Source organism: Pseudooceanicola nanhaiensis (assembly GCF_020171315.1).
Taxonomy (GTDB): domain Bacteria; phylum Pseudomonadota; class Alphaproteobacteria; order Rhodobacterales; family Rhodobacteraceae; genus Pseudooceanicola; species Pseudooceanicola nanhaiensis_A.
This window is the reverse complement of sequence record NZ_JAIUZP010000010.1, coordinates 36430-50797: the sequence shown is the minus strand read 5'-3', so window position 1 is coordinate 50797 and position 14368 is coordinate 36430. Positions and strand designations below refer to the sequence as shown.

Here is a 14368-nt window from a genome sequence, read left to right as displayed (position 1 = left end):
TGAAAGGGGGGCACACCGCCCCCCTTCATCTTTCCCGAAATACTCCGGGGGAATTGGCCCCACAGGGGCCAAGGGGGCAGCGCCCCACCCCGGATTTTTCGAAAAATCCGGTCCGGAAAATGCGCATTTTCCGGTCCCCGCGCGCCTCACGGCGCCCGCTCCCGGTCGGGCACCCAAAATTCTTCGAAGAATTTTGGCAAGAATTTTCGAAAATTCTTGCTCGTCCCCCGCGCGTGCAGCCCCCGATCAGGCGGGCAGTTCGCTCCGCCACGGCGGGTTCGCCCCCGCCCGCGAGACGGTGACCGAGGCCGCCGCGATCCCCAGGCTCAGCGCCGCCTCCAGCGCCGCGTCGGATGCGCCGCGCACCGCATCGCGCCCGCGCAGGCCTTGCGCCTGAAGACTCGCCAGCACGCCCGCGTTGAAGGTGTCGCCCGCGCCCACGGTGTCGGCCACGATCACCGCCCGGGCGGGCACATGCAGCCTGCCGCGCGCGGTCACGGCCTCGGCCCCCTCCGCACCCCGGGTCAGGCAGAGCACGGCAGGCCCCTGCGCGAGGATATCCGCAGGCGCCGCCCCGGGACCGGCCAGCCAGAGCAGGTCTTCATCCGACAGCTTCACGATATCCGCCACCGCCATCATCCGCGCCAGCCGGGCGCGGTAGGCGGCCTCGTCCGCGATGAAACCGGGACGGATGTTGGGATCGAGGAAGATCGGTACGTCCTTGGCCGCCAGCGAGAGGCAGAGCGCCTCGAAGGCCGCGCCGCAGGGCTCCGCCATCAGCGAGATGCCCCCGAAGACCGCCATCTCGGGCAGCGGTTCGGGCGCTGTCAGCTCTGCCCCGGTCAGATCGTTCATCGCCGTGCCGCGCATGTAGAAGGCATAGCTGGCCTGCCCGCCGGTCAGCGTGACCATGGCCAGTGTCGTGGGCCGGTTCACCCGCGGAGAGGGTGCGCAATCCACGCCGGAAGCGGCGGCGACCTCTTCCAGCAGGGCCCCGAAGGCATCGGTGGAGAGCCCCGTCGCCAGCGAGACCTGCGCCCCCAACCGGCCCAGGGCGACCGCGGTGTTGTAGACCGCGCCCCCCGCCCGGGGCACGTAACCCGTTTCCCCGCCGGTGGTTTCCGCCGGAATCATGTCGATCAATGCCTCGCCTGCGCAGAGGATCATGGGCCCCTCCCTCGATGTTTGCGCTATCGTCCGTTTGGCCGCGCGCATAAAGGCTTCTCCGCCGCGCTGTCCAGAAGATTTCTGCACGTCACGCGCAGCAGCCATGCCGCCCACAGCCTTGACAGGGTCGGCCCTGCGCGGGGACATTGGGCGCCGCCGCGGGGTTTCCTGCGCCCAGCAGGAGGACGACCATGGACATGCCCGACCGCGCCACCAAGCGGCTTGACGATGCGGCGCGGGCGGCGTGGCTCTACTACATCGCGGGCAAGACGCAGGACGAGGTCGCGGGCATCCTCGGCGTCTCGCGCCAGTCGGCGCAGCGGATGGTCTCGCTCGCCATGTCCTCGGGCCTCGTGAAGGTGCGGATCGACCATCCCATCGGGCAGTGCATGTCGCTGGCCGCAGCCCTCAGCGAACGCTTCGGCCTCTCGCTCTGCGAGGTGGTGCCCAGCCTGCCGGGCAGCGACGCCTCGCTGCCGGTGGCCCATGCCACGGCGGATGTGATCGAACGCTGGCTCCTGCGGCCCGAGGCCGGCGTCATGGGTCTGGGGACCGGGCGCACCCTGCGTGCGGCGATCGAGGCCCTGCCCCGGATCGACTGCCCGCAGCACCGGATCGTCTCGCTCACCGGGAACATCGCGCCCGACGGCTCCACCGCCTTCTACAACGTGCTCTTCTCGATCTCCGACAAGGTGACCGCGCCGACCTATCCGCTGCCCATGCCCGTCATCGCGGCCAGCGCCGAGGAACGCGACATGCTCTTGACCCAGAAGACCATCGCCGCCGCCCGCGACCTTGCCGCGCGGGCCGATCTTGCCGTGGTCGGCGTGGGCCAGATGGACGCCGCCGCGCCGCTGCTGCTGGACGGGTTCATCACCCGGGCCGAGCTGGACGAGTTGCGCGCCGCCGGGGCCGTGGGCGAGATCCTCGGCTGGGCCTTTGATGCGCAGGGCAAGGTGATCGCGGGCCTGATGAACGACCGCGTCTCGGCCGCCGATCTCTGGGCGGGCGGGGCCGAGGGGCGCCAGATCCTCGGCGTGGCAGGCGGCGCGGGCAAGCTGCCCGCGATCCGCGGCGCGCTGGAGGGCGGTCTGCTCAACGGGCTCGTCACCGACGAGGAGACGGCCACCGCCCTGCTGGCCTGAGCCTTCTGGCCTGAGACTGCAGGACTGCGGCGGGCACCCCCACCCTTCAGGCCTGACGGTTCTGGCCCGATCCGCACGCATTGATTCGCCAGTCAACAACCCGCAGGCCCGCCGGGTTGCTGCGGCGCGGCGCGAAAACCACCGCCAATCCCCCGCGAAATCCCCCGATTTCCGGCAATTCCCCCGGTCGCGACACCAGCCGCCGACGCTGCGCCGCGGCGCAACCCCGGCTGCGACACGGCAATTAAACAACGATTAATCAATCCCTTAAAAAGATACATCTGCAGTTCTGCACTGCGGCTAGGCGCTTGGCTGTTGACTTGGCACAGCTCAATGTGAACATTTGCCCAAGCAATTAGCCATTGCTCAAATACTTCGGGAGGAGTTCCATGAACAAGCTGACCCGCGCCCTTCTGGGCGCCACTGCCACCTGCGCCCTCGCCGCGGCGGCCCATGCCGAGACGCTCACCATCGCCACCGTGAACAACGGCGACATGATCCGCATGCAGGGCCTGACCGAGGACTTCACCGCGTCCCATCCGGATATCGAACTGGAGTGGGTGACCCTTGAAGAGAACGTCCTGCGCCAGCGTGTCACCACCGACATCGCCACCAAGGGCGGCCAGTACGACGTCATGACCATCGGCAACTACGAAGTGCCGATCTGGGCCAAGCAGGGCTGGCTCGTCCCCCTGACCGACATGGGCGACGACTACGACGCGAATGACCTGCTGCCCGCCATCGCAGGCGGCCTCTCGGTCGACGGCACGCTCTACGCCGCGCCCTTCTATGGCGAAAGCGCCATGGTCATGTACCGCAAGGACCTTGTCGAGAAGGCCGGCGTGACGATCTCCGACGCCTCGACCTGGGCCGAGATCAAGGCCGCCGCCGAGGCGATGACCGACAAGGACGCGGGCGTCTACGGCATCTGCCTGCGCGGCAAGGCGGGCTGGGGCGAGAACATGGCCTTCATCTCCGCCATGGCGAACTCCTACGGCGCACGCTGGTTCGACATGGACTGGAAGCCCGAGTTCACCGGCCCGGAATGGACCGCGGCCCTGACCGACTACCTCGACCTGATGACCAACTACGGCCCGCCGGGTGCCTCCTCGAATGGCTTCAACGAGAACCTCGCGCTGTTCCAGCAGGGCAAGTGCGGCATGTGGATCGACGCCACCGTGGCGGCCTCCTTCGTGACCGATCCGAAAGATTCGACCGTCGCCGACAGCGTGGGCTTTGCCCAGTTCCCGGCCAAGGACGGCATGGACAACCGCGGCCACTGGCTGTGGTCGTGGAACCTGGCCGTGCCCGCGGGCACCAAGAACGAAGAGGCGGCCAAGGCTTTCGTGGCCTGGGCGACCTCCAAGCACTACACCGAAATCGTGGCCGAGGAAGAAGGCTGGCGCGCAGCGCCTCCCGGCACCCGCACCTCGCTCTATGAAAACAGCGATTACCAGGCCGCCGCGCCCTTCGCGGAAATGACGCTGAACTCGATCAACGCGGTCGACACCTCGGCGCCCTCGGTCAAGGAAATCCCCTACACCGGTGCACAATTCGTCTCGATCCCCGAATTCCAGGGCATCGGCACCGCGGTGGGTCAGCAATTCTCGGCGGCCCTCGCCGGGACCGTGTCGGGCGAACAGGCCCTGCAAAGCGCACAGGCTCTGACCGAGCGTGAGATGCGCAAGAGCGGTTACATCAAGTAAGCGCCGCCTTGCGGGGGCCAGCACCCACTCCACCGTGAGCCGGGCCCCCGCATTTCGTTAGTCCCTTTCAAACACCCGGGGCCGGCCGCCCGCGCGCGACCGGCCCCGTCCTTCCCCGCCTTGCAGGAGGTCCCGATGGCGACCGCCCATTCCAAAACCGCAGCCCGCCTGATGATCTCGCCCGCAGTCCTGCTGCTTCTGGGCTGGATGCTCGTGCCGCTCGGCATGACGATCTACTTCTCGCTGCTGCGTTACAACCTGCTGATGCCGGGGATGGAGAGCTTTACCGGGCTCGACAACTACCGCTATTTCCTGACCGATCCGGCGTTCTACGCCGCCTTCAAGAACACGCTGCTGCTGGTGGGCGGGGTCCTCCTGATCACCACCGTGGGCGGGGTGCTGCTGGCGCTGCTGCTGGATCAGGACTTCTGGGGCCAGGGCATCGTGCGCATCCTGACGATCGCGCCCTTCTTCGTCATGCCGACCGTCTCGGCACTGGTGTGGAAGAACATGTTCATGAACCCCGTGAACGGCCTCTTCGCCTATCTCTTCCAGGCCCTCGGGCTTGAACCCTATGACTGGCTGGGCAGTGCGCCGCTCTTCTCCATCATCTGGATGGTCAGCTGGACATGGCTGCCCTTCGCCACGCTGATCCTGCTGACCGCGCTGCAATCGCTCGACCGCGAGCAGATCGAGGCGGCCGAGATGGACGGCGCAGGCGCGCTTGCCCGCTTCTTCTACATCACCGTGCCGCACCTGAGCCGCGCCGCCACCGTCGTCGTGCTGATCGAGACGATCTTCCTGCTCTCGGTCTTTGCCGAGATCCTCGTCACCACCAACGGCGGCCCGGGCTATGCCTCGACCAACATCACCTACCTCGTCTATGCGCAGTCGCTGCTTCAGTTCGACGTGGGCGGGGGGGCCGCGGGCGGCATCGTCGCGGTGGTGCTGGCCAATATCGTCGCGATCTTCCTGATGCGGATGATCGGCAAGAACCTGGACGCATGATCATGCAGGCGCCTTCCATGACTTCTCTGACGATGACCTCTCTGACGATCCATATCGCCGGGATCGGCTTCCTGTCGGCTACGCTGGGCAGACCTGCGGACCTCCTCCGCACGGCTGCCGCCGCAGGGGCACAGGCCCGGCACCACGGGGGCGCCGCTGCGCCGACTGCTGGGGAAGACCCGGCGCATTCGGGAACACGATCGACACTCCAGTCGGGGGCATGGCCCCGTTCCGCGGCGTCCCCCGTCCAATTCTCGCTGATCGAGGGAGACCGCTGATGTCCCGCCGCAGCTCGACCCGCCGCAAGGCGCTGATGACCGTCCTGGCCTGGGCCGTGGGGCTTCTGCTCTTCTTCCCGATCCTCTGGACCGTGCTGACCTCCTTCAAGACCGAGGCCGTCGCGATCGCCGATCCGCCGGTCTGGTTCAACTTCGACTGGACGCTGGAAAACTACGCCACCGTGCAGGAGCGCTCCAACTACGGGCGGCATTTCTGGAACTCGGTCGTGGTCTCGGTCGGCTCCACCCTGCTGGGCGTGATCATCGCCGTGCCCGCCGCATGGGCCATGGCCTTCGTGCCCGGCAAGCGGACGCGCGACATCCTGATGTGGATGCTCTCCACCAAGATGCTGCCGCCCGTCGGCGTGCTGATCCCGATCTACCTGATCTTCCGCAACCTCGGCCTGCTCGACACCCGCATCGGCCTTGTCATCGTGCTGATGCTGATCAACCTGCCGATCATCGTCTGGATGCTCTACACCTACTTCAAGGAAATCCCCGGCGAGATCCTCGAGGCCAGCCGGATGGACGGCGCGGGCCTGCGCGAGGAAATCCTCTACGTTCTGACGCCGATGGCGGTGCCGGGCATCGCCTCGACCCTGCTACTGAACGTCATCCTCGCCTGGAACGAGGCCTTCTGGACGCTGAACCTGACCGCCGCCAAGGCGGCGCCGCTGACGGCCTTCATCGCCTCCTATTCCTCGCCAGAGGGGCTCTTCTACGCCAAGCTCTCGGCCGCCTCCACCATGGCCATCGCGCCGATCATGATCCTTGGCTGGTTCAGCCAGAAACAGCTGGTCCGGGGCCTGACCTTCGGCGCCGTGAAATAAGGACACCTGTCATGGGCAGCATCACCCTTTCCAAGATCACCAAGACCTTCGGTCCCAAGGAAGTCATCCCGCCGCTGGACCTGCAGATCAACGAGGGCGAATTCGTCGTCTTCGTCGGCCCCTCGGGCTGCGGCAAGTCCACCCTGCTGCGGCTGATCGCCGGGCTGGAGGACGTGACCTCGGGCCAGATCAGCATCAACGGCGAGGAGGTCACCCTCGCCCCGCCCGCCAAGCGCGGCCTTGCGATGGTGTTCCAGTCCTACGCGCTCTACCCGCATATGTCGGTGAAGAAGAACATCGCCTTCCCGCTGAAGATGGCCAAGAAGAGCCAGTCCGAAATCGACGAGAAGGTCACCAACGCCGCCAAGGTGCTGAACCTGACCGAGTACCTCGACCACCGGCCCGGCCAGCTGTCCGGCGGTCAGCGTCAGCGGGTCGCCATCGGGCGGGCCATCGTGCGCGAACCGGCGGCCTTCCTCTTCGACGAGCCGCTCTCGAACCTCGACGCCGCGCTGCGCGTCAACATGCGGGCCGAGATCAGCGACCTGCACCGCCAGCTGGAAACCACCATGATCTACGTGACCCACGATCAGGTCGAGGCCATGACCATGGCCGACAAGATCGTGGTGCTTCAGGCGGGCCGGATCGAACAGGTCGGCGCCCCGCTGGAGCTTTACGAGACCCCGCGCAACAAGTTCGTGGCGGGCTTCATCGGCAGCCCGCGGATGAACTTCATCGAAGGCCATGAGGCGGCCAAGCATGACGCCCACACCATCGGCATCCGGCCCGAACACCTGACCATTTCGACCGAGAGCGGCGCGTGGCAGGGCAAGGTCGGGCTGGCCGAACACCTCGGCTCGGACACCTTCCTGCGGGTCGATGCGGGCCCCCTGGGGGAGCTGACCGTGCGCGCCATCGGCGACGTGAAGGTCAAATACGGCGACACCGTCTTCCTCAGCCCCGATCCCTCCAAGATCCACCGTTTCGATGCCGGGGGGCTGGCGCTGCGCTGACGCGCGCCTGCCCCTGATCCCGCCCCCGCGACAGACCCCGTCCAAGGACCAATTCCATGGCAACCGAGCTTTCCCTTTCCACTCTCGCCGACCTGCCCGCCGCGGTCGCCCGTCCGGGCTACGCCCGCGAGGACCTTACCGCCGGCATCCTGCATTTCGGCGTTGGCAACTTCCACCGGGCGCATCAGGCGGTCTACCTCGACCGGCTCTTCACCCAAGGAGAAGGCCGCGACTTCGCCATCGTCGGTGCGGGTGTCATGCCAGGCGATGCCAAGGCGCGTGAGATCCTCAAGGCGCAGGACTACCTGACCACCGTGGTGGAACAGGAGGCGACGCTGTCCACCGCCCGCGTCACCGGCGCGATGATCGACTACATCGCCCCCGGTGACATCGACCAGCTCACCGCCACGATGGCCGATCCCGCGATCCGCATCGTCTCGCTGACGATCACCGAGGGCGGCTATTTTCTCGACAGCGACGACAACTTCGACCCGACGCATCCGGCCATCGTGGCCGATGCCGCCGCACCGGATGCGCCCAAGACGGTCTTCGGCCTGCTCCTCAAGGGGCTGCGGGCACGGCGCGACGCGGGGCACGCGCCTTTCACCATCATGTGCTGCGACAACATCCCCCACAACGGGTCGGTGACGAAACGCACGCTGACCGGGCTGGCGCGGCTCTCGGACCCGGCGCTTGCGGACTGGGTGTCGGAGACTGTCGCCTTCCCCAACGCCATGGTGGACCGGATCACCCCCGCCACCTCGGACCGCGAACGCGGCATCGCGCGGGACGAGTTCGGCGTGGCCGATCAATGGCCGGTCTTCTGCGAGAATTTCATCCAGTGGGTGCTGGAGGACAATTTCCCCGCAGGCCGCCCGGCGCTGGAACAGGTCGGCGTGCAGTTCGTCCCCGACGTGACGCCCTACGAACTGATGAAGCTGCGCATCCTGAACGGCGGCCATGCGGTCATCGCCTACCCGGGCGGGCTGATGGACATCCACTTCGTCCACGAGGCGATGGAACATCCGCTGATCCGCGCCTTCCTCGACAAGATCGAGCGGGAGGAGATCATCCCCGGCGTGCCGCCGGTGCCCGATACGGATACCTCGGCCTATTACGACCTGATCGCCTCGCGCTTCGCCAACCCCAAGATCGGCGACACGATCCGCAGGCTCTGCCTCGACGGGTCCAACCGCCAGCCCAAGTTCATCATCCCCTCCATCGCGGATGCGCTGAAGCGGAAGGGCAAGATCACCGGGCTGGCGCTGGAAAGCGCGCTCTGGTGCCGCTACTGCGCCGGGGTTTCCGACAGCGGGGCCGAGATCGCGCCGAACGATCCCAACTGGGACCGGCTGCAGCCGGTGGCGCAGGAGGCCAAGACACGTCCGCAGGTCTGGCTTGAGATGCGCGACATCTACGGCGATCTGGGCAGTGATCCGGTCTTTGCCGCCGCCTTCGCCAATGCGCTGACCGCGCTCTGGTCCGAGGGCACCGCCGCCGTGCTGACCCGCTATGTCGAGGACACGCTCTGACATGGCTTGGCCGGGGCTGGTGATCTTCGATTGTGACGGCGTCCTCGTCGACAGCGAGCCGATCTCGACCGAGGTCCTCGCCGAGGTGCTGGCCGAGGCCGGTTGCCCGATCGACGCCGCCACGATCTATGATCGCTTCCTCGGCCGGTCGCTGGCCAGCACCCTGCAGGTGCTGCGCGACGATTTCGCCATGGAGCTGACCGAGGCCCACCTCGCGCAGATGCGCGAGAGGCTCCATGCCCGGTTCCGCAGCGACCTGCGACCGATCGAGGGCGTGGCAGAGGCGATCCGCGCCCTGCCCTGCAAGGTCTGCGTCGCCTCCTCGTCGCAGCCCGACCGCATCCGCCTCTCGCTGGAACTGACCGGGCTGGCGCCGCTCTTCGGGCCGCATGTCTTCTCGGCCACGATGGTGGAGCGCGGCAAACCCTTCCCCGATCTCTTCCTGCACGCCGCGCGTGAAATGGGTGTTGCGCCCGAAGCCTGCGCCGTGGTGGAGGACAGCCTCGCCGGGGTCAGCGCGGCGCAGGCGGCAGGCATGCCCGTCTTCGCCTTCACCGGCGGGGGCCATGCCGGGCCTGCCCGGCTGGCCGACCGCATCCGCCCGCTGGGCCCCGCCGCCCTGCTGGACAAGATGCGCGACTTGCCCGACAGTCTGCAGGCGCAGTTCTGATCCGGGAGCCCCAAATGGATCGCTATGTCTGTGCCGTCGATGTCGGGACGCGCTCTGCACGGGCGGGCGTGTTCACGACGGACGGAACGGCCCTCTCCCACCATGTCCGCCCCATCGCGCTCTGGGAAAAACCCGGCGGCGGCGGCGAACATGCCTCCGAGGATATCTGGCGCGCGGTCTGCGCGGCGGTCCGCGATGCGGTGACTGGCGCGCGGGTGGACCCGGCGGCGATCTGCGCCATCGGTTTCGACGCGACCTGCTCGCTGGTGCTGCAGGACCGGGACGGCGCCCCGCTGCCGCTTGGCGACGAGGGGCAGGACACCATCGCCTGGTTCGATCACCGCGCCGTGGCGCAGGCCGCGCGCTGCACCGCCTCGGGCCACCGGGTGCTGGACCACATCGGAGGCGCCATGTCGCCCGAGATGCAGACGCCCAAGCTGATGTGGCTGAAAGAGGTCCGGCCCGATCTCTGGTCCCGCCTCGGCGCGGCCCGGGACCTGACGGATTTTCTGACCTGGCGGGCCAGCGGCAGCAACGCCCGCTCGCTCTGCACGCTGACGGCGAAATGGACCTACCTCGCCCATGACGGCGGCTGGCAGGCGGATTTCCTCGACGCCATGGGCCTCGAAGACCTGCGCTCCCGCGCCGCCCTGCCCGATGCGGGCACGCCGGTGGGGGCCTCGCTGGGCCCGCTCACGGCACAGGCGGCGGCGGAACTGGGGCTAAGCGAGACCTGCCAGGTGGCCAGCGGCATGATCGACGCCTTCGCCGGGGCGCTCGGGGTGCTGGGCAGCCAGCCTGCGGGCTCGGGCGATCTGGCGCTGATCGCCGGCACCTCCTCCTGCATCATGGCGCTGACGCCCGAGCCCTGGCAGGCCCCCGGCATCTGGGGCCCCTACCACGAGGCGATCCTGCCCGGCGCATGGGTGGCCGAGGGCGGGCAATCCGCCACCGGCGCCCTGCTGGACCACGTGCTGCGGGTCTTTGCCCCGGACAAGACCCCTGACAAGGCCACCACGATCTCGGCCCACAACCGGGTCATGGCGCAGCTGACCGAGACGCTGGCGCGCGAGGGCGCCGGTTTCGCCCGTGACCTCCACGTGCTGCCCGATTTCAATGGCAACCGGACACCGCTGGCGGACCCGCTGCTGCGCGGCGTGATCAGCGGCCTGTCGCTGGACACCACGGGGCACGAATTGCTCCGCGTCTACTGGCGCGCCTCGGTGGCCATCGCCCTCGGCCTGCGCCAGATCATCGAGCAGATGGAGGGCGCGGGCACGCCCGTGCACCGGCTGATGATCACCGGCGGGCACACCCGCTCGCCCCTGTTGCTGCAACTCTATGCCGATGTGACAGGCCGCGAGGTGCACCTGCGCGATGCGCCCGACGGGGTCCTCCTCGGCAGTGCCATCGCCGCCGCCATGGCCGGCGGGCTGGCGCCCGATCTCTCCACCGCGGCACGGGCCATGCAGGGCCACTGCCGCAGCCTCTCGCCCGATCCGGGGCGGCAGGCGATCTACGACCGTGACTATGCCATCTTCCGGCGGATGCAGGCGCATCGGGCGGAGCTGGCGCAGATGAATTGAGACCTCCCATGTATCTTGGCATCGACCTCGGAACCTCGGGCGTGAAGGCGCTCCTGATCGACGACGCGCAACGCGCCGTCGCCTCGCGCACCGCGCCGCTCGACGTCTCGCGGCCCCATGACGGCTGGTCGGAGCAGGACCCCGCCGCCTGGATCGTCGCCTGCGAGGTCGCGCTGGATGGGTTGAAGGCCGAGGCGCCCGAGGCCCTGTCGGCCGTCACGGGCATCGGCCTCTCGGGCCAGATGCACGGGGCGACGCTGGTGGATGCGGCGGATCAGGTGCTGCGGCCCTGTATCCTGTGGAACGACACCCGCGCCCATGCGGAGGCCGCGGCGCTGGACGCCGATCCGCTCTTCCACAAGGTCTCGGGCAACCTCGTCTTCCCCGGCTTCACCGCGCCCAAGCTGGTCTGGCTGAAGGCCCATGAGCCCGACATCTTCGGCCGCGTCGCCAAGGTGCTGCTGCCCAAGGATTACCTGCGTCTCTGGCTGACGGGCGAGCATGTCTCGGAGATGTCGGATGCCTCGGGCACCAGCTGGCTCGACGTGGGCGCGCGGGACTGGTCGGATGATCTGCTGGCGGCCAGCGGCATGGACCGCGCCCAGATGCCCGCGCTGGTCGAGGGCTCCGCCCCCTCCGGCGGTCTCAGGGCCGAGCTGGCGGGCCGCTGGGGCATGGCGCCCGGCACCGTCGTGGCCGGGGGTGCGGGCGACAATGCGGCGGCGGGTGTCGGCACGGGCATCGTGACGCCGGGCCATGGCTTCGTCTCGCTGGGGACCTCGGGTGTGATCTTTGCCGCCTCCGACGGTTTCGCCCCCCTGCCCGAAAGCGCGGTCCATGCCTTCTGCCACGCCCTGCCTGACAGCTGGCACCAGATGGGCGTGATCCTTTCGGCCGCCTCGGCGATCACGTGGTACGCGGGGCTGGTCGGCCAGTCGCCCGAGGCGCTGACCGGGGACCTCGGCGCTGCGCTTCAGGCGCCCGGGCCGGTGACCTTCCTGCCCTATCTCTCGGGCGAGCGGACGCCGCACAACGACGCCGCCCTGCGCGGGTCGTTCCACGGGCTGTCGCATTCCACCGATCGCGCCGCGCTGACCCGCGCGGTGCTGGAGGGCGTGACCTTCGCGCTTGCGGACAACCAGCGGGCGCTGCGGCAGGCGGGGACCGAGCTGACCTCGCTCACCGCGGTGGGGGGAGGCAGCCGGTCGCGCTACTGGCTGGAGATGATCGCCACGGTGCTGGACCTGCCGGTCGAGATCCCGGCGGACGGGGACTATGGCGCGGCCTTCGGGGCGGCGCGGCTGGGGGCGATGGCGGCGGGTCGCAGCGTGGAGGAGGTCTGCACCCGGCCCGCCACGGCCGAGGTGATCGCGCCTGTTACGGCGGTGCAGCCGGCGTTCGCGGAGGCCTTGGAGCTGTTCCGCGGGTTGCGGTGAGCCGGGTGACGCGGTGAACGGCGGGGACTTGGAGCGGGGACTTGCCGCTTGGGAGCGCACTCAAGGGGCTTTCCCTGTACGATCTGCCTTACGATCACGCGTCGGAAAGGTTGCCGACCGACAAAGAACAGAGCTCCAAGAAGCATCCCATCCGTCTGTCACATAGGGCTGCGCCGTCCCGCGGGGTGGCGCAATAGCGCCGCCCCAGGGGGGCGGGTCGGCGCTGCCCGGCCTCTCGGCCGGGCGGGTGGTAGAAGGATGGCACACCGCGTCCTGGCGCTGATCTAGGCGAGTGGAGAGCCGATAGCCTGGCACGCCGCGCAACTTGATTAACGCCCGCAGCCATGCGGCATTTGGCAATCGCTGCACCTTACACGGCGGTGCAAGGTAACGGGGACATCCCCACGCCGCCCCCTTTGCGCATCCACCACCGACCTCGCCGAGATCGCCCTCCCACAGCCCTCCCCCCACGTCGTCCCCCCCGCTCAAAAGGTCGCTCCCAGCCTTGCACCCACAGGCCCGATCTGCGCCTGATGGGGCCAACTGCTCCCCGGAGGCCCCGCATGTTCCTCTCCGTTTTCGACGTCTTCAAGATCGGCGTCGGCCCCTCCTCCTCGCACACCATGGGCCCCATGGTCGCCGCCGCGCGCTTCCTCGACCGGCTCCGCGCCGCGCCCTTCAGCGCGAAGGGCCTCAAGGTCCGGCTGCACGGCTCACTTGCCTTCACCGGCAAGGGCCATGCCACGGACCGGGCCTCGATCCTCGGCCTCGCGGGGTTCACGCCGCTGGCCTATGACGCGGAAGAGGCGGAGAAGGCCCTCGCCCTCATCACAGAGACCCGGCAAGTCCGGCCGGAGGGTCTGGGCGTGCTTTCCTTCGATCCCAACAACGATCTGGTCTTCGACTTCGGCCCCGCCCTGCCCGGTCATGCCAATGGCATGGTGCTGATGGCCACCGACGCGCAGGGCGACGTGATCCTGCAGGAAACCTATTATTCCATCGGCGGCGGCTTCGTCATGACCGAGGCCGAACTGGCCGCCGGCAAGGACACCGACGAGGGCACGCCGGTGCCCTACCCGTTCAAATCCGCAGCCGAAATGCTGGAGATGTCGGCCCATTCCGGCCTGACCATCGCCCAGATGAAACGCGCCAACGAGGTGGCCCGGGGCGCGCGCGACCTCGACGCCGGTATCCAGCGGGTCTGGCACGTGATGCGCGACTGCATCAACCGCGGCTTCGAGGGCGAGGGCATTCTGCCCGGCGGGCTGGGCGTGAAGCGCCGCGCGCGCGGCATCCACGAGTCCCTGCTGGCCGAGCGCGGCATGAACCTCTCGGCGCCCCATGTGGTGAATGACTGGCTCTCGGCCTATGCCATGGCGGTGAACGAGGAAAACGCCGCCGGCGGGCAGGTCGTGACCGCCCCCACCAACGGCGCGGCGGGCGTGGTGCCCGCGGTGATCCGCTACTGGCTGGACCACGTCCCCGGCGCGACCGAGACGCGCGTGCCCGAGTTCCTGCTGACGGCCGCGGCCATCGGTGGGCTGGTGAAGTTCAACGCCTCGATCTCGGGGGCCGAGGCAGGCTGTCAGGCCGAGGTCGGCTCGGCCGCGGCCATGGCGGCGGCGGGCTTCTGCGCCGTGCTGGGCGGCTCGCCCGCGCAGATCGAGAATGCGGCGGAGATCGCCTTGGAGCATCACCTTGGCATGACCTGCGACCCGGTGAAGGGGCTGGTGCAGGTGCCCTGCATCGAGCGCAACGGGCTGGGGGCGATCAAGGCAGTCTCCGCCGCGAGCCTCTCGATGCGCGGCGACGGCACGCATTTCGTGCCGCTGGATGCCGCGATCGAGACCATGCGTCAGACCGGCCAGGACATGCACGAGAAGTACAAGGAGACCTCCCTTGGCGGTCTCGCGGTGAACGTGCCGAACTGCTGAGCCGCTGAGCCGCTGAGCCGCTGAACCGCTGAACCGCTGAACCGCTGAACCGCTGAACCGCTG

The 14368-nt window shown here is 68.5% G+C and carries 11 protein-coding genes; 10 read left to right on the top strand and 1 reads right to left on the bottom strand.

Annotation, left to right across the window (positions count from 1 at the left end; genetic code table 11):
• Window positions 1–246: 246 nt before the first annotated feature.
• Window positions 247–1167, bottom strand: a complete 921-nt coding sequence (locus LCM32_RS16805; RefSeq protein ID WP_224822252.1) for a carbohydrate kinase family protein — start codon at window positions 1165–1167, stop codon at window positions 247–249.
• Between the two features lie 191 nt (window positions 1168–1358).
• On the opposite strand from LCM32_RS16805, the gene LCM32_RS16800 reads away from it, so the two are divergent.
• The 10 genes from LCM32_RS16800 (at window position 1359) to LCM32_RS16755 (ending at window position 14305) form a co-directional block, all read left to right on the top strand.
• Window positions 1359–2312 (top strand): sugar-binding transcriptional regulator, encoded by a 954-nt coding sequence (locus LCM32_RS16800; RefSeq protein ID WP_224822251.1) that lies wholly within the window; start codon window positions 1359–1361, stop codon window positions 2310–2312.
• Window positions 2313–2701: 389 nt separating this feature from the next.
• Window positions 2702–4018 (top strand): ABC transporter substrate-binding protein, encoded by a 1317-nt coding sequence (locus tag LCM32_RS16795; protein ID WP_224822250.1) that lies wholly within the window; start codon window positions 2702–2704, stop codon window positions 4016–4018.
• A gap of 135 nt (window positions 4019–4153) precedes the next feature.
• Entirely contained in the window at window positions 4154–5026 is an 873-nt protein-coding gene (locus LCM32_RS16790) for a carbohydrate ABC transporter permease (RefSeq protein WP_224822249.1), read from the top strand.
• A 277-nt stretch (window positions 5027–5303) separates the two neighbouring features.
• Window positions 5304–6134 (top strand): carbohydrate ABC transporter permease, encoded by an 831-nt coding sequence (locus LCM32_RS16785; protein WP_224822248.1) that lies wholly within the window; start codon window positions 5304–5306, stop codon window positions 6132–6134.
• Between the two features lie 11 nt (window positions 6135–6145).
• A complete protein-coding gene (locus LCM32_RS16780) occupies window positions 6146–7147 on the top strand; it encodes an ABC transporter ATP-binding protein (RefSeq protein ID WP_224822247.1) in 1002 nt (333 codons plus the stop codon).
• Window positions 7148–7203: 56 nt separating this feature from the next.
• Entirely contained in the window at window positions 7204–8679 is a 1476-nt protein-coding gene (locus tag LCM32_RS16775) for a mannitol dehydrogenase family protein (protein ID WP_224822246.1), read from the top strand.
• Window position 8680: 1 nt separating this feature from the next.
• Window positions 8681–9349, top strand: coding sequence for an HAD family hydrolase (locus LCM32_RS16770; protein WP_224822245.1), 669 nt, complete (start codon window positions 8681–8683; stop codon window positions 9347–9349).
• 14 nt (window positions 9350–9363) lie between these two features.
• Window positions 9364–10935 carry an FGGY-family carbohydrate kinase gene (locus LCM32_RS16765; protein WP_224822244.1) on the top strand — a complete coding sequence of 524 codons (1572 nt, stop codon included), beginning with the start codon at window positions 9364–9366 and terminating at the stop codon, window positions 10933–10935.
• 8 nt (window positions 10936–10943) lie between these two features.
• Window positions 10944–12371, top strand: a complete 1428-nt coding sequence (gene xylB / locus LCM32_RS16760) for a xylulokinase (RefSeq protein ID WP_224822243.1) — start codon at window positions 10944–10946, stop codon at window positions 12369–12371.
• 563 nt (window positions 12372–12934) lie between these two features.
• A complete protein-coding gene (locus tag LCM32_RS16755) occupies window positions 12935–14305 on the top strand; it encodes an L-serine ammonia-lyase (protein WP_224822242.1) in 1371 nt (456 codons plus the stop codon).
• Window positions 14306–14368: the final 63 nt, after the last annotated feature.